The organism is Nonomuraea fuscirosea, assembly GCF_035917475.1.
In the GTDB taxonomy this organism is placed as follows: domain Bacteria; phylum Actinomycetota; class Actinomycetes; order Streptosporangiales; family Streptosporangiaceae; genus Nonomuraea; species Nonomuraea fuscirosea.
The window spans coordinates 980,834-1,001,952 of the sequence record NZ_CP109074.1; the positions used below are offsets into that span (position 1 = coordinate 980,834).

Consider the following 21,119-nt stretch of genomic DNA (forward strand, 5'->3'; position numbering starts at 1 on the left):
CCCCCCCGCACCCGTCTCGCCCGCCTGGACGACCTCGCCGGCTGACCGGCCACGCGCAGATCGCCGACGACCCGCCCCGCTCAGGTCGCGGATGGGCCGGCGGCTGGGCACGCGGGCCGGGCCGACGGCCGCGGATCAGGCCGCCGGACGTCGCGGAGGGGAGAATCGCCTCGTGGCAGCAGAATCCTCGACCCGTCCCGGCGCCGGGCGGACGGCGTTGCGGCCGGTGGACCTGGCGCGTGAGGTGGGTGTCTCCACCCAGCAGATCCGCAACTACGCCGACGCCGGCATCCTGCCGCCGGCCGAGCGCTCGCCCTCGGGGTATCGCCGGTTCGACACCAGGCACCGTGCCGCGCTGCTCGCGTACCGGACGCTGGCCAGGGGTTTCGGCTGGGACACCGCCCGCGCCGTCATGCAGGCCGTCCACGAGGGGGACGTGCCGAAGGGGCTCGCGCTCATCGACGCGAGCCATGCGGCCCTGCACGGCCGGCGCCAGGAGCTCCAGGCGACCAGCGAGGCCCTGCACGCCGTGGCGAGCGCCGCCCGGGCCCCCGACGCGCCCGCGAGCGTGCTGCGGATCGGGGACGCCGCCAGGCACCTCGGGTCGCGTGCCTCGGCGCTGCGGTTGTGGGAGTCGGCCGGGCTGCTCAAACCGCCGCGCGAGCCCGGCACCGGCTACCGGCGCTACGGCCCTGACGACGTCCGCGACGCCCGGATGATCAACATCCTGCGCCAGGGCCGCCACCCGCTGCCGCAGATCAGGGCCCTGCTCGACGAGCTGCGCGGCACGGGGAGCACGCGGGCGCTGCGCGGCGCGATCGAGGAGCGGCGGGCGGCGCTCACCCGTACGGCGGCGGCCATGCTGACGGGCTCCGCCGCGCTGCACCACTACCTGAGCACGGACGCGCCGGAAGGCGGCCTCTTCCCGGACGCGTGACCTTCGACCGCTCAGTTGAGACTTCCAGCCCCTTACTCTCTGCGTCTTCAGCAGCAGCGACAGCAAACTCTCAACTGACAGGTTCAACGATAAACTTGAAGTCGTGAAAGTCCATCCCCGTGCGGACCTCGCAGCGGCGCCGGAGTGGATCCGGGTGGTCGGTGCCAGGGAACACAATCTGACCGCCGTCGACGTCGAGATCCCGAAACGCACGCTCACCGTCGTCACCGGCCTGTCGGGTTCGGGCAAGTCGTCCTTGGTGTTCGACTCGATCGCGGTGGAGGCGCAGCGGCAGTGGAACGAGACGCTGCCGGCGTTCGTCCGGACGTTCCTGCCGAGCTCCGCCCGGCCCGACTTCGACCTGATCGAGCACCTGCCCGCGACGATCGCGGTGGACCAGCGGCCGCTCTCGGGCGGCCCGCGCTCCACGGTCGGCACCATCACCGACATCGCACCGCTGATGCGGCTGCTGTTCTCCCGCGCGGGCGAGCCGTTCGTCGGGTACGCCGACGCGTTCTCCTTCAACATGCCGGCCGGCATGTGCCCGGAGTGCGAGGGGCTGGGCGAGGTCGTCGGCGTCGACCTGGACGCCTTCCTCGACCCGGCGAGATCACTGAACGACGGCGCGCTGCTGGCGCCGATCTTCGCCGTCGGGTCGCGCGACTGGTACCTGCTGGCCTCCTCCGGCCGGTTCGACCCCGGCAAGCCGGTGGCGGACTTCACGCCGGAGGAGCGGGAAGAGCTGCTCCACGGCACGGAGGGCACGGTCCCCGTGGACGTGGGCGGCCAGCGGGTGAACATGAGTTACGAGGGCGCGGTGGTGAAGTTCCGCCGCCGTCACCTCGATCCCGACCGTGAGCCGGGCCCGCGGACCAAGCAGCTGATCGCCCGGTTCACCACCTCGGTGCCCTGCCCGGCCTGCGGCGGCACGCGCCTGTCCGCGCTCGCCCTGGACAGCAGGATCGACGGCCACTCCATCGCCGACCTCACCGCGATGGAGGCCGACGACCTGCTCGGCGTGCTGCGCTCGCTGGACGTGCCGAAGGCGAAGCCGGTGATCGAGGCGTTGGTCTCGCGCGTGGGCCACCTGGTCACGATCGGTCTGGGCTACCTGAGCCTGGACCGCCGTACGGGCACCCTTTCGGGCGGCGAGTCGCAGCGGGTGAAGATCGTCCGGCACCTCTCCAGCAGCCTCAACGACCTGCTCTACGTCTTCGACGAGCCGAGCATGGGCCTGCACCCGCGCGACGTGCACCGGCTGACGGACCTGCTGCACGCACTGCGCGACAAGGGCAACACGGTGCTCGTGGTCGAGCACGACCACGACGTGATCGCCGCCGCGGACCACGTCATCGACATGGGCCCCGGCGCCGGCGCGGCGGGCGGCCGGGCGGTGTTCGCGGGCCCGCCGGCGGACCTGGCCGCCTCCGGCACACTGACCGGCGCCTTCATGAACGCACGGACGCGGCTCAAGGAACGGGTGCGCACCCCGTCCGGGATGATGCCGGTCGTCAAGGCCGGCACCAACAACCTGCGTGACCTCGACGTGGACATCCCCGCCGGGGTGCTCACGGTGGTCTGCGGCGTGGCGGGCGCGGGCAAGTCGAGCCTGATCAACGGGGCCTTCCACCGCCAGTACCCCGATGCCGTGATCGTGGACCAGTCGATGCCGCACACGAACCGGCGCTCCACCACCGCCACCTACACCGGCGTGGCCGACCCGATCCGGGCCGAGTTCGCGAAGGCGCACAAGGTGAGCCCGTCGCTGTTCAGCGCCAACTCCTCCGGCGCCTGCCCGGCCTGCGACGGCCTGGGCGTGATCTTCACCGACCTGGCCTCCCTGGAGGGCGTGAGCCTGACCTGCCAGACCTGTGACGGCAGGCGGTTCACCGACGAGGTGCTCGGTTACCGGGTGCGCGGCCTGACGATCGGCGACGTGCTGGAGCTGACCGTCGGCGAGGGGCGGGAACACTTCGCGGGCAATCGCAAGATCGCCCCGGTGCTGGCGGCGGTCGGCGACGTCGGGCTCGACTACCTGCGCCTGGGGCAGCCGCTGACGAGCCTGTCCGGGGGCGAGTGCCAGCGGGTCAAGCTGGCCGTCCATCTGAGCGGCAGGAGCACCACGTACGTCCTCGACGAGCCGACGAGCGGCCTGCACATGGCCGATGTGCAACGGCTGCTGACCACCCTCGACCGGCTGGTGGACGAGTACGCGGCCACGGTGGTGGTGATCGAGCACAATCTGGACGTGATCGCGCACGCCGACTGGCTGGTCGAGCTCGGCCCTGAAGGCGGCAGCCGCGGCGGCCGGCTCCTCTATCAGGGCCCGGCCACGGGCCTGCTCGACGTTCCCACCTCCCCGACCGCGACCTACCTGCGCCGGGCACTGGCGGGGAGCACGTCGTGATCGGCCGCATCCGGCCGGCGAGGGAGCGCTCATGAGCGGCGAGGCGGGGTCGATGAGCGGCAGGTCTGGGGCGGATCGGCGGCGGCTGGCAGCGACGGTGGCGGGGGCGGCGGACGCGGTGGTGAGCGTGCTGGCCGCGCATCCGATGCGCGGATCGGGCCCCTACCCGGCCGGCGACGTGCTCGCCGTCCTGCTCGGCCAGCAGCGGGTCTTGCTGGAGGCGGTGGACGGGTGGGAGGGGCCGCTGGCGGTGACCGCCGACGGCCGGCCGGAGCCGCTGGCGGGTGAACTGGCGCTGTTCATGAGCTATCTGCAGCTCTCGTGCGTGCTGTATCGAGGGTTGTCCGACATTCCCGCCTCCATGCGGGCCGACGCGGCCCGGCACCTCTCGACCATCCACCTGGCCGCCCGCCGCCTGCGCGACCACGCCCGCCGCGCCGCCCGCGCAGCCTGACCCGTCCGCCCGCGCGGCCTGACCCGTCCGCCCGCGCGGCCTGACCCGTTCGTGGGGCGCGGTCGGGCCCGATCCGGGCGTCCCACGATCCGTGCGAGGGCTGATCCGTGCGACGCCGATCCACTCGTTCGCGAGCCGTGCGGAGGCCGACTCGTTCGGGCGCGGGTTGACCGGAGGACCCGGCCGGTCAGACCGTGGGCAGACGGCGGAGTATGACTCAGGGTGGATGCGCGGGGGAGCAGCCGGTTCCTACGATGAGCGGGTGATGCGGACTCCCCGCTGGCTGGTGCCGGTCGGTTTCGGGCTGCTGGTGCTGCTGGTCGGGCTGTCATGGGCGCAGACGATCGCGGACGGCTGCGGCTGTGCGCCGCCTTTCGCCGGCGGAGCCGCCTTCCTCGTGCTCTGCCTCGTCATGGTGCGTACGGCGCCGGGCCGTCCGGCCGAGGTGGCCGGGCTGCTGGCGCCCGCCGCCGTCGCGGCCCTCACCGGGCTCGCGGTCAACAGCGTCGGCTGGTTCATCCTGGTGTTCTACATCGCGTTCGTCGGGCTCACCCTGCGGCTCTGGCCGGGGATCGTCATGTGGCTCGCCTCGCTGGCCGTGGTGCTGGTGGCGGCGTTCACCACCCCCGACCCAGGATGGCCCAACTGGCTGGGCGCGGTGACGCTCGTCTTCTGGAGCGCCTGGGCCGCGCGCTACCGCATCGAGGTGGGCGAGCGGTTACATCGGGCCGAGCGCGCCGCCAACGCCGCCGCCACCCTGGCCGAGCGGCAGCGGCTGGCCGCCGACCTGCACGACATCGTCGCCCACACGCTCGCCGTGACGGTGTTGCACCTGGGCGGCGCGCGGCTGGCGATCGAGCACGAGCCGGAGCGGGCGGCGGCCGGGCTGGCCGAGGCCGAGCGGCTCGCCCGGCAGAGCATGGCGGAGCTGCGCAAAGTGGTCAGGGTGCTGGCCGAGGAAGGCGCCGATCCGGCCGTGGTCGCGCCGCAGCCCACCGCGCCCCGGCTGCCCGAGCTCTTCGACGAATACCGTACGGCGGGCCTCGATCTGGAGGCGAGCGTCGAGGGCGAGCTGTCCGTGGTGAGCCCGACCACCGGCATGGTGCTCTACCGGCTCATGCAGGAGGCGCTGGCCAACGCGAGCCGGCACGCGCCGCGCCGCTCCGTCGAGGTCCGGCTGCGCGTGTCGGACGAAGGCGGCGTCGAGGCCACGGTGGTCAATCTGCTGCCGGAGCGCCCGCCTCGGCAGAATGGCGGCATGGGACTTCGTACGATGGCGGACCGGGTGCGCATGGTCGGCGGCCGGGTCACCGCCGGCCCCGAGGACGACCGGTGGGTCGTGCGGACGGAGCTGCCGGCATGATCTCGGTGGTGCTGGTGGACGACCAGGAGCTGGCCAGGGCGGGTTTACGCACGATCCTGCGCGAGCCGTACGGGTTCGACGTCGCGGGCGAGGCGTCCGACGGCCGGGCCGCGCTGGCGGAGGTCGCGCGGGCCCGGCCCGACGCCGTCGTCATGGACATCCGCATGCCGCACATGGACGGCGTCGAGGCCACCCGCGCGCTGCTGGCCGCCGATCCGGCCTGCCGGGTCCTGGTGCTGACCACGTTCGGCGAGGACGCCGTGCTGGCGGCGTCGCTGCGGGCGGGCGCGTCGGGGTTCTGCCTCAAGGACGCTCCGGCCGAGGACATCCAGCGCGCGGTCCGGGCGGTCGCGGCGGGTGACGGCTGGCTCGACCCGGCCGTCTGCGGGCGGGTGCTGCGGCGCTACCGCACGGATCCGGTGACCGACCCCGACGCGGTCCGCCGGCTCGGCGACCTCACCTCCCGCGAGCTCGACGTGCTCAAGCTCATCGGCCGTGGGCTCACGAACGCCGAGATCGCCCGGCAGCTCGTGATCGGCGAGGGCACGATCAAGACCCACGTCGGCCGCATCTTCACCAAGCTGGCAGTACGCGACCGCGCGGCGGCGGTCGTCTTCGCCTTCGACCACGGCGTGGTCCACCCCGGCGAGTCACCCGCCCCCGGAGCCTGACCCCGGATTCGGCTACGGCGTGCTCCGCTCCGGTGGCCGCCCGCGCCGGAAGCGTGACCTTGGGTTCGGGCACAAGGTGGCCCGTCCGGCGGGTCGTCTGCGTCCGGACGCTGCATAGGGGTTCGGCCATGGCTGGTCCGCCTCCCGGGTGGGTCGTCCGCATCTGGAGTCTGTCCCCGGGTTCGGCCATGGCGTCGGCCGTTCAGGTGGGCCGGGCGAGTCTGGGTCTGCCTTGGTGGGGCGGCGGCTATGACCGGGGTCTGACTTCAGGTTCTGCTTGTGGCCAGACGACAGGCGGGGCGGGTTCGAAGACCGTGGAGGCATGCTGCTCAAAGCCCCCAGCCCCCAGACCTCCGCCTTGCCGCTGCCAGCCATCGCCTGGCGGATCATCGGCCCCATCGCCGCCGCCGTCGTGGTCACCCTGCTGATCCTGAGCCCGTTCTACGGCTACCACCGCGACGAGCTCTACTTCCGGCTCCTCGGCCAGACCCCCGCCTGGGGCTACTTCGACCAGCCCCCGCTGACCCCGCTCCTGGCCAGGCTCTCCACGGAGCTGTTCGGCGACACCATCGTCGGGCTGCGGGTCGTCCCCGCCCTGTGCGCGGGGCTGCTGATCCTGGTCGGCGCCGCGATCACCCGCGAGCTCGGCGGTCGGGCGGGCGCCCAGACGCTGGCCGCCGCCGGGCTCGGCACCGGCATGTTCCCGCTGGTCGCCGGGCACACCCTGCTGACCCAGTCGGCCGACTTCGTGTTCTGGACGACCTGCATCCTGTTCGTGCTGCGCGCCCTGCTGCGCGGCGACGGACGGTGGTGGCTGGCGGCCGGCGCCGTCACCGGAGCGGCGACGTACAACAAGCATTTGATCGTGCTGCTGATCACCGGGCTGGCCACCGGACTGCTCATCGGCGTCGGACTGGCCGTGCGCGGCCCGCGCGCCGTCTTCGCCGAGAGATGGTTCTGGGCGGGAGCGATCGTGGCCGCCGTGCTCGCCGCCCCGAACCTGGTCTACCAGGCCGTCAACGACTGGCCGCAGCTCACCATGGCCGCCACGCTCAGCGAGCCGATCAACCGGATCATGTTCGTGCCGATGACGGTGGCGCTGCTCAGCGTGGGAGCGTTCGTGATCGCCGTCGTCGGGTGGCGCTGGCTGAGCGGGTGGCGCGAGACCCGGCCGCTGGCCATCGCGACCCTGGTGACGATCCTGCTCGGCTGGGCGTCGGGCGGCCGGGCCGACTACGTCGCGGGCAGCCTGATCTTCGCCTTCGTGGCCGGCTGCGTGCCCGTCGCCGCCTGGATGGAGCGCAGGGCCGCCCGGCGCGGAGCGGTGTGGTGCGGGCTGCTCGGCACCTCGCTCATCGGGATCGCCGTGGCGCTGCCGTTGCTCCCGCTGGCGGCGCTGGGCTACTCGCCGAACGAGGTGTCGAGGGAGTCGGTGGGCTGGCCGCGCTTCGCCGCCCAGGTTGCCGGGGTGCAGCGGGCGCTGCCGCCGGGGACGGTCGTCCTCACCGCGAACTACGGCGAGGCCGGCGCGCTGAACCGGTTCGCCCCGGACGTTCCCGTCTACAGCGGGCACAACGAGCTCTGGTACCAGGGCCCGCCGCCCGCGACGGCGCGGACGGTGGTCGCCGTGGGGCTGCCGCCCGCCGAGCTGCGGTCGCGCTTCGCGCAGTGCTCGTCCGCCGGAGCCGTCGACCACGGCACCGGCGTCCCGAACGAAGAGCTGGGCCTGCCCATCACGATCTGCTCGGAACCGCACACCCCGTGGCCGACCGGCTGGACCGACTACAAGCACGCGAGCTGAGGAGCCGTCATGAGCAACGTCCTGATCGTCATCCCGACCTACGACGAACGCGACAACCTGTCCCGCATCGTCGCCAGGATCCGCGCCGCCGTACCCGCCGCGCACATGCTCGTCGTCGACGACGACAGCCCCGACGGCACCGGCCGGATCGCCGACCGGCTCGCGTCCGAGCTGCCCGGCGTGCACGTCCTGCACCGCGAGCGGAAGCAGGGGCTCGGTGCCGCGTACTCGGCGGGCTTCCGCTGGGGGCTCGCCCGCGGGTACGAGCTGCTGGTGGAGATCGACGCCGACGGCTCGCACCCGCCCGAGCGGCTGCCCGCGCTGCTGCGCGCGGCGGAGCGGGCCGACCTCGTCATCGGCTCGCGCTGGACGCCCGGCGGCCGGGTGGCGAACTGGCCGCGCCGGCGGGAGCTGCTCTCGCGCCTGGCCAACCGGTACGCCCGGCTCGCGCTCCGGCTGCCCGTCGCCGACGTCACCGGCGGGTTCCGCGTCTACCGCGCCGCCGCGCTCTCCCGGATCCTGCTCGGCGGCGTCGAGTCGCGCGGCTACTGCTTCCAGGTGGATCTCACCCTGCGGGCCGTGCGCCAGGGCTGCACGGTGGCGGAGGTGCCGATCACCTTCGTCGACCGTACGGCCGGGACGAGCAAGATGAGCGCGGGCGTCCTGTTCGAGGCGCTCTGGCGGATCACCGCCTGGGCCTTGCGCGCCCTCTCCGGGCCCGCACCCGCGCCCACCGGCCCACGATCATGACAGGCCGGGCGCTTCCGTCAGCGGCCGGTCAGGTCGAGCTGCAGGTAGTCGAGGTTGAAGTTCTGGTACGCGGTCTCCGGCATGCGCAGGACCAGTTCGTGCGTGCCCTTGGTGAGCCGGCGGCGTTCCAGGGGCTGGAGGGTGAACGCGTCGTGGCTGGTGGTGTTCGCGATCGGGGCGGTCGTACCGGAGCCGGTGCCCCAGTCGAGCACGACGGTGCCGGCGGGGGAGTAGGGGGAGGAGACGCGGGCCGAGACCTGGTAGAGGCCCGCCTTCCTGACCTCGAAGCGGTACTTGAGCCACTCGCCGCCGCGGATCCAGTTCACCGCGACGGCGCCTTCCAGGTCACAGATGTCCACGCCCTCGTCGGGGCGGGCCACGGTGCAGCGGTTGGGGTCGAGGTCGTGGTAGCCGACGCCCTCGCCGCCCGGCGCGAAGTCCTCGCCCTCGACGCGGATCGTCCGGTTCCCGGGCTGCCGGCCGTAGCGGGACAGGTCGCCGCCGGCGCGCCAGTAGGCGAGCGCCTCGACGTTGTCGGTCTGGATCATGTTCGCGCCGTAGGTCCTGACCAGGGTGCGCCAGCCGAGGTCCTGGTCGCGCAGGGACGCCTCGTCGGTGTATTCGGCGGCCAGGCCGTACCACATGCTGTTGATCCAGACGCGGCTGTGCCGCGCGATCTTCGCCAGCGTCTCCCGCGTGACCTGCGGGTCGTCGGTGCTGTCGAAGACCACCTCGTACGCCACCGGCTGACGGCCGGGGAAGGTGCCGACCACGCCGGCGGTGGCGTCGTCGATGATGTGCAGGTAAAGGATCTCCGGGTCCCCGGCCATGAAGGCGGCGGCCTCCTCGACCGTGGGAGCGCCCTTGAACAGGCCGTGGTCCACGGTGCCGGTGCGCTTCAGCACCTCGTACATCTGCGCCCTGACCGGCCAGCCCTTGTCCAGGTTGACCAGCGCCCTGCCCCTGACGGCCCGCATCGCCTCCTCGAAGGTCGGCACGGTGTGCTCGGTGATCGCGGCCTGGCCGCCGCCCAGGCCCTGCCTGAGGTGGAGCGACCTGATCTGGTCGAGGGTCAGGTCGGCGACCCGGCCGGTGCCGTCGGTGGTCCGGTCGACGCTCTCGTCGTGCATGAGCACGAGGTGGCCGTCCTTGGTGGGGCGTACGTCGATCTCGACGACCTCGGCGCCGTCCCTGATGGCGGCGTCGATCGCGGCCAGGGAGTTCTCGGGGGCCTTGCGCCACTGGCCGCGGTGGGAGGCGATCATGAGCGGGGCGCCGCGGCCGTGCTTGAGCAGCCGCTGGTGCACGCGGTCGATCCCTTCGGGAGCGGTGACCTCTGCGGTCGCTGCCACTGGGGCCGGGGGGAGTGAGGTCAGGGCGGCGGTGCCGACCAGGGCGGCGATGGCCAGGCCACGACAAAGCTTCCGAATCATGGACATAGACCCTGTAATGGCGATATGTCGCTCATATGAACAGACGGCGGACACCCCCGCAAGCCGAGATGATCTCGCGGCGCCCCCGAGGACCGGTGGTCCGGCCGTCTCGCGCCGCAGCCGAGGTCCGGCACGGGTGACGCGCCTCAGCGGCCGCGCGGCACACCTGCACGCGCGGCCCTGAGCCATCTCGGCCCGTATCTCAGGGGGCGTCGGCGGCCCAGGCGTCGGGCAGGCTGACCCCGGCGCGGGAAGCCGGTACGGTGACGCGCCTCGGGCACCTGGGTGGGTCACCGGGGTGAGGCCCGGAAGGAGCGGCGGTAGTTGTCGGGTGGGACGCCGACGATCCGCTTGAACTGGCGGCGCAGGGTCGTGGCGGTGCCCATGCCGGTGGCGGTGGCGACCGCCTCCACGCTCTCGTCGGTGGTCTCCAGCAGCTCCTGGGCACGGCGTACCCGCTGGGTCAGCAGCCACCGCAGCGGCGTCTGCCCGGTCACGGCGCGGAACTGGCGGGCGAGGTTGCGCGGGCTCGTGTTCGCCTGCCGGGCCAGGTGCGTCACCGTGAGCGGCTGGTCCAGCCGTTCCATGGCCCAGGCGAGTACGGAGGCGAGCGCGTGATCACCCGTGACCCGCACCGGCGTGGACACGAACTGGGCCTGCCCGCCCGGCCGGTGAGGCGGCATGACCAGGCGGCGGGCGACCGCGTTGGCGACCGCCGCGCCGTGGTCGAGGTGGACTAGGTGGAGGCAGAGGTCGACGGCGGCGGCCTTCCCCGCGGCGGTCAGGACGCTGCCGTTGTCGGTGTAGAGCACGTCCGGGTCCACGACGGCGCGCGGATGGCGGGCGCTGAGCTCAGCGGTGTGCGCCCAGTGAGTGGTGGCCCGCCGGCCGTCCAGCAGGCCCGCCGCCCCTAGCGTGAACGCCCCGGTGCAGAGGGAGGCGATCCTGGCCCCCGCCGCGTGGGCCGCCCGTACGGCCTCGACCAGCTCAGGGGGCGGCGGCTCGTCGATGTCGGCGCACGCGGGCAGGATCACGGTGCCGGCCTCGGCGAGCCGGTCCAGCCCGTGGTCCGGCTCGACCGCGAACGGGCCCACCCGCACCGGGCCCGGCCCGCACAGCCGGACGTCGTACCAGCCGTCCACGGCCTCCTGCGGCGGGTTGCCGAAGATCTCGTAGGCCACGCCCAGCTCGAAGTGCAGCAGGTGACCGGCGGTCGCCAGCGCGACGGTGTGCATGTCGGAAAGTGTACGCATGCTGTCGTTCCGGACTCTCACGGTCGGGTCCGGCGACCGTGGAGAGTGGACTCCTCAGCACATCGGAGATCGGGGAAGTCATGGGTACGTCGGACGCGGTGGTGGTCTACGGGGCTACCGGGCACACGGGACGGTTCGTCGTGGCCGAACTGCTCCGGCGCGGTTTCACCCCCATCCTCTCGGGCCGCGACGCGGATCGCCTGGCGACACTGGCCAAGGAGATCGGGGGTGGGGTGGAGGTGCGGGCGGCCGCGGTGGATGATGCGGAGGCGTTGGATCGGGCGCTCGCCGGTGCGGCCGCCGTGGTCAACTGCGCGGGGCCGTTCGCGGTGACGGGAGGTCCCGTGGTCGAGGCGGCCCTGCGAGCCGGCATCCCGTACGTGGACGTCGCGGCCGAGATCGAGGCGAACGCGTCGATGTTCGCCACCTACGCGGAACGGGCGGCGCGGGCCGGTACGCCCGTGGTGCCGGCGATGGCCTTCTACGGCGGGCTCGGCGACCTGCTGGCCACCGCGGCCATGGGCGATGCGACGGCCGCCGAGGTGGTGCACGTCGCGTACGGGCTGAGCGGCTGGCATCCCACGGAGGGGACCAGGGCGGCGGGCCGGGTGTCCCACGAGCGCCGCGCGGGTCGGCGGGTCCGGTTCAGGAACGGCGCGCTGGAGTACCACGACGACCAGTTGACGGAGCAGGACTGGCCCTTCCCCGAGCCGATGGGCCGGCGGGGGGTGCTGGCGGAGTTCACCATGGCGGACGTCGTGACCGTGCCGAGCCACTTGGACGTGCCCGAGGTGCGCGGCTACATGACGGTCGTGGCCGCGCGTGACCTGGCCGGTGCCGACACCCCCGCACCGGAGGCGGCCGACGCCTCTGGCCGCTCCGACCAGACCTTCGTCGTGGACGTCGTGGTGCGCAAGGACGGCGTCGAGCGCCGCGCCACGGCCGCCGGCCGCGACATCTACGCGATCACCGCACCGCTGGCGGTGGAGGCCGTGGCGCGCATCCTGGCGGGGGACTTCCGGGTGAAGGGGCTCGCCTCGGCCGGCGCGATGTTCGACGCGACGGACTTCCTGCGCTCACTGGAGCCGCACCTGACGGTCGAGACCCCCGAACCGGCCAAGGCACCCTGACAGGCAGGGGTGCCGCTCCGGTCGAGGTGTCCTGACCGGCTGGTGTGGCCCGGCCCTGGTCGGGGTGTCCTGACCGGGCGGGGTGCCCAATTCGGTCGAGGTGTCCTGGCCGGTCGGGTGCTTGGGTCGGCCAAGGGGGCTTGACCGTCCGACGTGGCCCGATTTCGGTTGGGGTGCACGTGTCGGCCGGGTGCTGGAAGGCCCTGTTGTGGCGGGGCCTTCCAGCGTTGCGTCAGGTCGGGGTCAGCAGGCCGTGCGGGGCAGGGTGGTGTCGTGGCGGATCTGCGTGTGTGGCAGCAGGCGGACGTTGAACGAGGCCGGCTTGTGGCCGTCGGCGCTCACCTTGACCTCCTGCTTCACCAGGCCGCCCGGCAGCCACAGGGAGTAACGGCCCTGCGTGTCGGTGGTCGCCGTCCACGTGTCGCGGCCGCGCCGCAGCGTCACCGTCGCGCCCGGCAGCGGGCTCGCCTTCCCGTCGCACGCCTTCGAGCTCACCTCACCGGACAGCCGGGCCCAGTGCCAGGGCGCGTCCGCCTTGAGGGTCACGTCGATGGCCGGCGCCGGATACGGGGTGTCCTCGTTGACGGTCAGCCGTGCCTCGTACGTCCCGGGCTCGGCGATCTCGCGGGCGTCGAGCGTGAGGGTGACGCGGACGCTGCGGCCGGGCGCGAGGGTGCCGTGCCCGGGGTCCGCACTCAGCCAGGGCGCGGCCGTGCCCGCCGGGTCGCAGGCGTCCAGGGTGGGCAGGACCTCGCCGAACGGGGTCACGCGCGGCCCGTTCGCACCGCCGATCTTGTACAGGCCGCAGGCGGCGGCACCGCGGTAGAGGGCGTTGCGGGAGTTCGGCAGCGCCGTCCAGGCGTCGGCGTCCGGGTCGTACGCGAACGCCTCGTTGGTCAGCGCGCTGCCGCCGTTCGTCACGCCGCCCGCCACCACGAGCCGGCCGCCGGCCACCGCGTAGCCGCTGGCCCACAGGTCGATCGGCAGGTCGGCGGACTTGGACCAGGCGTTGCGCGCCGGGTCGTACACGTAGGCGTGCGTGGTGCCGTGCGGGCCCGCCGCCAGGCCGCCCGCGCAGTGGACCTTGCCGTCGATGCCACCGCAGGCCACCCACGAGATCGGCTCGGGATAGGGGGCCGCCTCGGTGAAGGTGTCGCTCGCCACGTCGTACACGGTGACCTGGTCGGTCGCGCTCTGGCACTCGCCCGTGCAACCGCCGACCGTGTAGATCTTGCCGTTGAGCACGGCGGATCCGACCGCGCCCCACGGGTGCGGGTTGTCCGCGCCGGTGCTCCAGGTGTCGGCCTCCGGGTCGTAGACGAGGGTACGGGCGGCGGGCGTGCCGTCCTGACCCCAGCCGGTGACCACGTAGAACTTGCCGTCCACGAACGCCGAGGCGGGCTTCTGCCTGGCGTCCGGCATGTCGGCCAGCCGGGTCCAGGTCTTGGCGGCCGGGTCGTAGACGTAGGAGGCGGGGGTGCCGCCCTCGCCGCGCAGGGAGCCGCCGAAGGAGTAGACGCGGCCGTCGTGGTACCCGACGGCGTTGTCCCTGATCGTGGTCGGATAGTTGGATATATCCGTCCAAGGCGCCGCCGCCGGCGTCCCACCATCCGCCGCCCGCGTGCCACCGTCCGTAGCGGCGGCAGCGGGTTCGGGTGTTGCGCCGTTCTCAGCGCCGTACTCAGCGCCGTTCTCCGGGCCGTTCTCAGGGCCGGTGGCCGGGGTGCGGGCGGCGGGGGTGAGGCCGGGGGTTTCGATGCGGGTCGCGGGCGCGCCCTGACCCTGCGCCTGGGCCAACGCGCTGCCCTTCGCCCCGGCGAGGTCGTACGTCAGCGGCGCCGACCCCCGGTTGGTGAGGGTCACCCGGACCTTCGCCCGCCCCCCGAGCTGAGCCCGCTCCGTCACCTCATCCGTGCTCACCGACAGCCGCCCCGCCTTGAGCGCGAAGTCGGCCCTGGACACCTGGTCGGCCCCGGACCGCAGCGGGACGGTGGCGCTCTGGTAACCGCGCTGAACGGCGGTGAGGACCCGCCGGCCCGCCCCCGGCATGGGCGCGAACGCCCAGTAGAAGCCGTCCGCCAGCGCCGGGTCGTCGGGCGTGGCGGCGGTGTCGTGGCCGGCTCCGCCGTCAGGGGTGACGGTCGCGCCGTCGACCGGCTTGCGGGTGTTCGCGTCGGTCACGTTGCCGTACACGAGCCCGCCCGCCACCGGCGCGCACGTGCCACCGTCGGCGGCGTAGCCGGGCGCCGAGCAGGCCGCGGGGTCGGTCTCCGCCTTGAGTTCGAGCGTGGTTCCGGAGACCTGCGCCGTGACCGGCCGGTAGCCGGGGTAACGCGGAGTGGCGGTGACCTCGTACGTGCCGCCCACGGGCAGGTCCAGGCGCGCCCGCCCGTCGCCCGGAGCCGTGAACCAGGTGGCCGGAGCGCCTTCGACGGAGAGCTCGGCGTAGAGCGGCCAGCCGTGATCCGAGCCGTCCGCGACCCGCACGGTCACCTTCTTCGTCGGCGTCGGGGACAGGGCGACGTCCTTGGTCGTGCTCTCGTCCCCGGTCACCCGCACGCCGCCGAGCTTCGCGGCGTCGTAGCCGAAGAGCGACAGGGCGACGTCGTAGTCGCCCTCGTCCAGGTGCAGCAGGTAGACGCCGTCCGCGCCGGTGGTGGTGTCGAGCACGCGCGGCCCGGTGGCGGTGACGCGGGCGCCGGCGACCGGCTTGCCGGTGCTCCGGTCGGTGACCTGGCCGGTCAGCACGCCCGTGCCGGTGCGGGGCGTGGCGCCGACGGCGCGGTAGACGTCCAGCATGCCCTCGCCGTAGACGTTGTTGTCGCCGTCGGTGCCGCCGCAGGTGGTGTCGGCGTGGTCGCGGGCGGTGCCGCCGAGGATCGCCCGGGTCGCGGCGACGTCACCGACGAGGGCGGGCGCGGCCGACCAGAGCAGTGCGACGGCGCCGCTGACGTGTGGCGCGGCCATGGACGTGCCCTGCTGCACCTGGTAGCCGCCGCCGGGCATGCTCGACCGCACGTTCTGGCCGGGCGCGGCGATGTCGGGCTTGCTGTCGGGCAGGCCCGCCTCGCCGCGCGAGGAGAAGCCGGCCACGTTCCCGTTCTGGTCGACGGCCCCGACAGCGTACGACTCCGGGTACTCGCCCGGCGAGTGCTGCGTCCCGCACGCGGGCCCGTCGTTGCCGGCCGCGAAGACGGGGAAGATGCCCGCCGCGACCCACTGGCGCACGTAGTCCTGGTACCAGGGGTTCCCGGTCCCCGACGACCAGGAGTTGTTGAGGATGTTGGGCCGCCGGGCCGGGTCGGGGTCGGAGCCGTCGGCCTTGGCCGGGGCGAGCATCCACTGCGCCGACAGCGCCAGCGTCAGCTCGCCGCACTGGTAGTCGCGGCAGCCCTTGGCCGCGATCCAGCGGGCGCCGGGCGCGACGCCGATGCCCTCGCCGCCGGTCATCGTGCCCATGGTGTGGGTGCCGTGGCCGAAGTTGTCGCACGGCGCGGCCTCGGCGCAGAGCGCGGTGGGGTCGTACCAGTTGTAGTCGTGGGTGAAGCCGCCGTCGCCGTTCGCGCCCCGATACGAGCCGGCCAGCGCGGGGTGGGTGTAGTCCACCCCGGAGTCGATGTTGCCGACCACGATGCCCTGGCCGGTGCTCTTGTACTCGCTCCACACCTGGTCGGCGTGGATGGCGCTGACGCCCCACTCCACCGGGCCGCTCGCGGCGGCCCGCTCGCCCGGGGTGGGCCGGGGCAGCGTGTACGTGCGCGGCACCCGGACCCGCTCGACCGCGGGATCGCCGGCCAGCTTCGAGGCCAGTTCGGCGGAGCCGCCGCGTACGTACAGGGAGTTGTCGATGTAGAGGGACGTGGCCTCGGCGCCCGCGGCCCGCACCAGGCCGAGGGCCCGCGCCTGGCTGGAATCGGCGGTCGAGCGCAGTTCCCGCAGCACGGCCTCGCCGCGTGCCGACCAGTCCTTGATCGCCGCCGCCGACTTCAGCGTGGCCTGTTCTTTGAACTCCACCCAGAAGTCGGTGGCGCCGCCGTCGGCGGTCAGCCGCGCCGACAGGTCGGGCGGCAGCGGTCCAGGGGGTTCCGCCTGCGCGGGAACGACCGCTCCTGTCAGCGCGAGCAGCGCGCCGAGCAGGACGAACGCGCCACGGCGCAGCCGGGTGGAAGGGGGGTTGCGCCGCACCGGGGCCTCCAAGCACACAGGCGCCCGGCCATCGCTTTCGACGGCGCCGTGAACGCCGTCGAGCAGCCTGGCCCAGCGACCCTGTCCGATTCAAGGTTTTCGGTACGGCGAAATCCTGCCATGTCATGAACACGACACACCGAAAGTATTTTCATGTAAAACTGGTAGGAAATGCACCGCTCGTCACCTGGAGGACCGACATCGGCCGCTGTCCGAGGTGCCGGCCGAGAACGAGGGGGCGCAGAGCCGCCGCCGGCTTGTCGTCGACCTGGCCCGGCGCGAACGGCTCACCGTCGGGGAGCTGCCGGCCCGGCTGGTGGGCGGGCGCACCTCCGCGTGTCGTATATTTCCTACATTGTCTGTAGGATTACCCTTCAATTGCTGCGTGGACGCTCCGAAAGGGACCTGCCGTGACATCCGCAACGACGGTCGCCACCCCGCGCGACGACCCGCCCTCCGACGGCCCGCTGCTGCTCGTCGACCAGGTGGCGATCGGCTACCAGCGGCAGGGCCGACACGTGCCCGCCGTCGAGGAGGCGACCTTCGAGGTGGCGTACGGGGAGAAGGTCATGCTGCTCGGCCCCTCGGGGTCGGGCAAGTCGACCATCCTCAAGGCCGTCGGCGGGTTCCTGCGTCCCACGTCGGGCCGCGTCGTCCTCCGGGGCGGGGACGCGCCGGAGCCCGGCCCCGACCGGGCGTTCGTGTTCCAGGAGTTCGACCAGCTGTTCCCGTGGCGCACCATCCTCGGCAACGTCAGTTACCCGCTCAGGGTGACCGGCTCCGACCGGGCCGGGGCGCGGCGCAGGGCCGTCGAATTCCTGGAGCTCATGGGCCTGCACGACGTCCTCGACAGCTATCCGCACCAGCTGTCCGGCGGGATGAAGCAGCGGGTCGCCATCGCGCGGGCGCTCGCGATCGACCCGCTGATGCTGCTCATGGACGAGCCCTTCGGTGCCCTGGACGCCCAGACGCGCGGGCGGTTGCAGCGCGAGCTGGCCGACATCGTCACGCGCACCCGGGTGGCGCTGCTGTTCGTCACGCACAGCATCGACGAGGCGGTGCTGCTCGGGGACCGGGTGGTCGTGCTCGGCGGCCGTCCCTCGCGGGTCAGGGAGATCGTGGACGTGTCCGGCCTCGACGGCCCCGACGCGCCCGGCTTCGCCGAGGCCCGGCAGCGGCTCCGCGCCCTGCTCGCCGAGGAAGGGGAGGACCTCGCCGGTGCCGTCTTCGAATAGCGCCTCCACGGTCGCGCGCGTGGCGGGGCCCGCTACGGCCGGCTCGTGGACGCGCCTGCCTGCCTGGTCGCGGCGCGCGATCATCCTCCTCGTCCTGATCGGGATCTGGCAGGCGTACGCGTCCCTGTCCGGGGTGAGCCCGTTCGTCTTCGCCGGTCCCTGGGACGTGGCCGTGGCCTGGGCCGGCGGCTGGGCCGACGGCGAGATGGCCGTCTCCACCCTGACCACCCTGCGCCTGCTGGGCACGGGCATGGCCATCGGCATCGTGCTGACGGTGCTGCTCACCGTGCTGGCCGCCACCACCACGATCGGGAACGACGCGCTGCAACTGGTGTCCTCCATGATCAACCCGCTGCCGTCGGTGGCCATCCTGCCGCTCGCGATGCTCTGGTTCGGGCTGACCGACACGGCGCTGATCTTCGTCACGGCCAACGCCGTCCTGTGGCCGATGACCGTCAACGTCAGCATGGGCCTGCGTACCACGCCCGCCACCCTCCTCATGGTCGGCCGCAACCTGGGCCTGCGCGGCTGGCGGCTGACCCGTGACGTGATGATGCCCGCCGCGCTGCCGCACGCCATCTCCGGCCTGAAGACCGGCTGGGCGTTCGGCTGGCGCACGATCATCGCCGCCGAGCTGGTCTTCGGCACCGCCGGGACCGACGGCGGGCTCGGCTTCTTCATCAACAACGCCCGCTACTACGCGCGCACGCCCGACGTGTTCGCCGGCCTGGTGACGATCGCGCTCATCGGCATCGCCCTCGACCTGGTCTTTAGTCTGGTCGAACGGCACACGGTGACCCGGTGGGGCATGAAGGAAGGAACGTGATGACACTCTCCCGCGCCGCCGGGGACCGCCTCGCCACCGCCGTGAGGCAGCGCTCGTACAGCCGCAGGGACGCGTTGCGCCTCGGCGTGACCGGCGCCGGCCTGCTGGCACTGACCGCCGCGTGCGGCGACGGGGGCTCGGGCGGGCCGGGCGGCTCCGGTGGGCCGGGCGGCTCCGGCGGTGAGATCAACATCTCCCAGGGCTCGGGCATCAGCTACGCCGCGCTCATCGTCATCCAGGCCAAGGGCTGGCTGGAGCAGGACCTCCCCGGCCGGACGATCAACTGGAAGACCGTCAGCGGCGGCGCTGCGACCAGGGACGGGATCGTCTCGGGCAGCCTCCAGCTCGGGGTCAGCGGCTACGGCCCCTACCTCATCGGCTGGGACGCGGGCGTCCCCTGGAAGGTCGTCTGCTCGCTGAACGACATGCCGCTGTGGCTGGTGGCCAAGGACCCGAAGTTCCGCAGCCTGAAGGACTTCGGCCCGGCCGACCAGATCGCCGCCGTCTCGCCCGGCTCGATCCAGTCGGTGATGTTGCAGCGCGCGGCCCAGCAGCAACTCGGCGACGCGCACGCGCTGGACAAGAACATCGTGGCCATGGCCCACCCGGAGGCGCTGCAGGCCCTGGTCGCCGGGCAACTGGCGGGCGCCTACACCTCGCCGCCGTTCCAGTTCCAGGCCGTGGATCAGGGGGCGCGCAAGCTGGTCGACAGCTACGAGCTCTTCGGCCCGCACGGCTTCAACGCGGTGGTGACCAGCGAGGAGTACGCGGCGGCCAATCCCGACGTGCTCGCCTCCTTCCACAAGAACATCACCCGCGCCAACGAGCTCATCACCACGTCACCCGCCGAAGCCGCCGAGATCCTCTCGGAGGCGGAGAAGGGCAAGATCGCACCGGAGAAGTACCAGGAGTACCTGACCTACACCGGCATCGAGTTCACCACGGCGCCGCACGGCGTACTCAAGCTCAGCGCCTTCATGAAGGAGGTCGGCGTCATCAAGAAGACCCCGGCAGACTGGCGCGACATCGTCTTCGACACGGTCAAGAAGGAGAACGGCTCGTAGCCCTGCGGACAAACTTCTCGATGTCGTGGAAAGGTGGTGGACGTGCTTTTGACGCGGCTCGAACTGTCCCGGCCCCCGACCGACTGGTGCGCCGCCCTCCCCGTGGTTCGCCATCTTCAGTCGCAAGGGCTGACCTTCACCGAGCGGGTGACGTTCCTGGTGGGGGAGAACGGTTCGGGGAAGTCCACCTTGGTGGAGGCCATCGCCGACGCGTGCGACATCAACTCCGAGGGCGGCAAGGCGGGGACGAAATACGCCTCCACGGGGATGCCCTCTCCGCTCGGGGAGGCGCTGGACGTCGAGCTCACCACGACAGGTCTTCGCCTGCTGCGCGGTCCCCGGCGCGGGCGGCGGGGCTTCTTCTTCCGGGCTGAGACGCTGTTCACCCTGGGGCAGCACGTGTCCGGCATGAAGGGGTTCTGGGAGGACGACCTCACGGAGCAGTCGCACGGCGAAGGGTTCTTCACGGTCCTCGACCGCATGGTGTCAGGGCCGGGGCTCTATCTGCTGGACGAACCCGAAGCGGCCCTGTCGTTCCGGTCCTGCCTTCGCCTGCTCGCCCTCATGCACCAGGTCGCCGGCGAAGGCGGGCAGATCATCTGCGCGACGCACTCGCCGATCCTGGCCGGCCTGCCGGGAGCGCAGATCGTCGAACTGGGCGACCACGGCGTCCAGCGCACCGAGTGGGAGTCACTCCAGCTGGTCGACGACTGGCGGCGCTTTCTCACCAAGCCGGACCTCTATCTGCGGTACGTGCTGGAAGAGGACTGACGACGACCGCGGCCTCGTTCACCCCGCGCCGGAGCTGAGCTTGTCGGCGACGGCCTTGGCCACCTCCAGCGCGCCCCGGGTCAGCCTGCCCTCCGGGTCCTCGGTGACGCGGCGGTCGTACGTCACCTCGATCACCGCGTTGCTCACGCGGACCCCCACGACCGCCGTCGTCGGTCCCTTGCCCGTGTCGCCCGGCAGGGTCCATCCGGTGACGAAGGAGTCGTCCCCGACGATCGGGTCGGGCTTGGTGTAGCCCTTGGGGATCAGCGCGGCCTCGCCCCTGCGGGCGACGAACTGCTCATGCGCCTCGGCCACACCACCGGTGAACACCTTCGTGTACACCTTCAGCTTGTGGTACATGTTGTCCGGGATCCCGCCGCCGAACCTGGGCAGCGTCCCCCACTCGCACTCCTCCTTGTAGATCTTCGTCTCCTCGGGGAAGAGCACGAGCTTGACCCGCAGGTCCTCACCGACGAGCTTGCACGGATCGACCTCCTTGGTGAACTTCGCCTCCCCCGTCGGCACCGGCTCGCTGGTCGAAGGCTGCTCGCTGGGCGAGGCCGGCGGCGGCGTGCCGGGCTCCGTGGCCTCCTCCGTGGGCCGGGACGTCCGCGCGGAGACCTGCGTGATGACGGGCGCGGGCGGCGGCTGCCTGGTGGCCAGGAAGACGATGGTGAACACCATCAGCACGAGCACCGCCATCGCCCCGCTGAGCAGGCCGGGCGTCATCCGGAGACCGGGCCGCTTGGCGGGGGCCGTGTTCGGGTAGTCGTTCATCTCGTTCGTGGCGGGGCGGCCGCCACGTCTCCTCTCCGCGAGTCTGGGGGAACTGCTGCCCG

At 72.6% G+C, this 21,119-nt stretch carries 16 protein-coding genes; 12 read left to right on the forward strand and 4 right to left on the reverse strand.

Annotated features, from left to right (window positions below; all coding sequences use genetic code 11):
- Positions 1 to 172 precede the first annotated feature (172 nt).
- From OIE67_RS04405 to OIE67_RS04435, 7 genes are all read left to right on the forward strand, one after another.
- A complete protein-coding gene (locus OIE67_RS04405) occupies positions 173 to 937 on the forward strand; it encodes a MerR family transcriptional regulator (RefSeq protein ID WP_326636891.1) in 765 nt (254 codons plus the stop codon).
- Between the two features lie 103 nt (positions 938 to 1,040).
- On the forward strand, positions 1,041 to 3,344 hold the full coding sequence (locus OIE67_RS04410) for an excinuclease ABC subunit UvrA (RefSeq protein WP_326636893.1): 2,304 nt from the start codon (positions 1,041 to 1,043) through the stop codon (positions 3,342 to 3,344).
- 31 nt (positions 3,345 to 3,375) lie between these two features.
- Complete coding sequence (locus OIE67_RS04415; RefSeq protein WP_326636895.1) at positions 3,376 to 3,798, forward strand: hypothetical protein; 423 nt, start codon at positions 3,376 to 3,378, stop codon at positions 3,796 to 3,798.
- A 265-nt stretch (positions 3,799 to 4,063) separates the two neighbouring features.
- Entirely contained in the window at positions 4,064 to 5,161 is a 1,098-nt protein-coding gene (locus OIE67_RS04420) for a sensor histidine kinase (RefSeq protein ID WP_326645212.1), read from the forward strand.
- Positions 5,158 to 5,832 carry a response regulator transcription factor gene (locus tag OIE67_RS04425; protein ID WP_326636897.1) on the forward strand — a complete coding sequence of 225 codons (675 nt, stop codon included), beginning with the start codon at positions 5,158 to 5,160 and terminating at the stop codon, positions 5,830 to 5,832. Before OIE67_RS04420 ends, OIE67_RS04425 begins: the two co-directional genes overlap by 4 nt.
- 322 nt (positions 5,833 to 6,154) lie before the next feature.
- On the forward strand, positions 6,155 to 7,633 hold the full coding sequence (locus OIE67_RS04430; protein WP_326636899.1) for an ArnT family glycosyltransferase: 1,479 nt from the start codon (positions 6,155 to 6,157) through the stop codon (positions 7,631 to 7,633).
- Between the two features lie 9 nt (positions 7,634 to 7,642).
- Entirely contained in the window at positions 7,643 to 8,383 is a 741-nt protein-coding gene (locus OIE67_RS04435; RefSeq protein ID WP_326636901.1) for a polyprenol monophosphomannose synthase, read from the forward strand.
- Positions 8,384 to 8,400: 17 nt separating this feature from the next.
- On the opposite strand, the gene OIE67_RS04440 is transcribed toward OIE67_RS04435, so the two are convergent.
- Both OIE67_RS04440 and OIE67_RS04445 read right to left on the reverse strand, forming a co-directional pair.
- Positions 8,401 to 9,816 carry a glycerophosphodiester phosphodiesterase family protein gene (locus OIE67_RS04440; RefSeq protein ID WP_326636903.1) on the reverse strand — a complete coding sequence of 472 codons (1,416 nt, stop codon included), beginning with the start codon at positions 9,814 to 9,816 and terminating at the stop codon, positions 8,401 to 8,403.
- A gap of 290 nt (positions 9,817 to 10,106) precedes the next feature.
- Entirely contained in the window at positions 10,107 to 11,051 is a 945-nt protein-coding gene (locus tag OIE67_RS04445) for a helix-turn-helix domain-containing protein (protein WP_106238747.1), read from the reverse strand.
- A 98-nt stretch (positions 11,052 to 11,149) separates the two neighbouring features.
- On the opposite strand from OIE67_RS04445, the gene OIE67_RS04450 reads away from it, so the two are divergent.
- Complete coding sequence (locus tag OIE67_RS04450) at positions 11,150 to 12,199, forward strand: saccharopine dehydrogenase family protein (protein WP_326636905.1); 1,050 nt, start codon at positions 11,150 to 11,152, stop codon at positions 12,197 to 12,199.
- Between the two features lie 243 nt (positions 12,200 to 12,442).
- Here the strand turns inward: OIE67_RS04450 and OIE67_RS04455 are convergent, their stop codons facing one another.
- A complete protein-coding gene (locus tag OIE67_RS04455; RefSeq protein WP_326636907.1) occupies positions 12,443 to 16,384 on the reverse strand; it encodes a S8 family serine peptidase in 3,942 nt (1,313 codons plus the stop codon).
- 410 nt (positions 16,385 to 16,794) lie between these two features.
- On the opposite strand from OIE67_RS04455, the gene OIE67_RS04460 reads away from it, so the two are divergent.
- Genes OIE67_RS04460 through OIE67_RS04475 form a run of 4 tightly spaced genes read left to right on the forward strand, consistent with a single transcriptional unit; the run spans position 16,795 to position 20,280 of the window.
- A complete protein-coding gene (locus OIE67_RS04460) occupies positions 16,795 to 17,619 on the forward strand; it encodes an ABC transporter ATP-binding protein (RefSeq protein ID WP_326636909.1) in 825 nt (274 codons plus the stop codon).
- A gap of 19 nt (positions 17,620 to 17,638) precedes the next feature.
- Positions 17,639 to 18,445: an ABC transporter permease gene (locus OIE67_RS04465; RefSeq protein ID WP_326636911.1), complete on the forward strand. Its 807-nt coding sequence runs from the start codon at positions 17,639 to 17,641 to the stop codon at positions 18,443 to 18,445.
- Complete coding sequence (locus OIE67_RS04470; RefSeq protein ID WP_326645214.1) at positions 18,445 to 19,509, forward strand: ABC transporter substrate-binding protein; 1,065 nt, start codon at positions 18,445 to 18,447, stop codon at positions 19,507 to 19,509. Before OIE67_RS04465 ends, OIE67_RS04470 begins: the two co-directional genes overlap by 1 nt.
- Positions 19,510 to 19,551: 42 nt before the next feature.
- Positions 19,552 to 20,280: an AAA family ATPase gene (locus OIE67_RS04475; protein ID WP_326636913.1), complete on the forward strand. Its 729-nt coding sequence runs from the start codon at positions 19,552 to 19,554 to the stop codon at positions 20,278 to 20,280.
- Positions 20,281 to 20,298: 18 nt separating this feature from the next.
- Here OIE67_RS04475 and OIE67_RS04480 read toward each other — a convergent pair whose 3' ends face one another.
- Positions 20,299 to 21,057 (reverse strand): hypothetical protein, encoded by a 759-nt coding sequence (locus OIE67_RS04480; RefSeq protein WP_326636915.1) that lies wholly within the window; start codon positions 21,055 to 21,057, stop codon positions 20,299 to 20,301.
- Positions 21,058 to 21,119 lie beyond the last annotated feature (62 nt).

Coding starts and splice junctions, on each gene's coding strand:
- OIE67_RS04415 (WP_326636895.1), top strand. CDS start 3,376: ATGAGCGGCGAGGCGGGGTCGATGAGCGGCAGGTCTGGGGCGGATCGG.
- OIE67_RS04420 (WP_326645212.1), top strand. CDS start 4,064: ATGCGGACTCCCCGCTGGCTGGTGCCGGTCGGTTTCGGGCTGCTGGTG.
- OIE67_RS04425 (WP_326636897.1), top strand. CDS start 5,158: ATGATCTCGGTGGTGCTGGTGGACGACCAGGAGCTGGCCAGGGCGGGT.
- OIE67_RS04430 (WP_326636899.1), top strand. CDS start 6,155: ATGCTGCTCAAAGCCCCCAGCCCCCAGACCTCCGCCTTGCCGCTGCCA.
- OIE67_RS04435 (WP_326636901.1), top strand. CDS start 7,643: ATGAGCAACGTCCTGATCGTCATCCCGACCTACGACGAACGCGACAAC.
- OIE67_RS04440 (WP_326636903.1), bottom strand. CDS start 9,816: ATGATTCGGAAGCTTTGTCGTGGCCTGGCCATCGCCGCCCTGGTCGGC.
- OIE67_RS04445 (WP_106238747.1), bottom strand. CDS start 11,051: ATGCACACCGTCGCGCTGGCGACCGCCGGTCACCTGCTGCACTTCGAG.
- OIE67_RS04450 (WP_326636905.1), top strand. CDS start 11,150: ATGGGTACGTCGGACGCGGTGGTGGTCTACGGGGCTACCGGGCACACG.
- OIE67_RS04470 (WP_326645214.1), top strand. CDS start 18,445: ATGACACTCTCCCGCGCCGCCGGGGACCGCCTCGCCACCGCCGTGAGG.
- OIE67_RS04480 (WP_326636915.1), bottom strand. CDS start 21,057: ATGAACGACTACCCGAACACGGCCCCCGCCAAGCGGCCCGGTCTCCGG.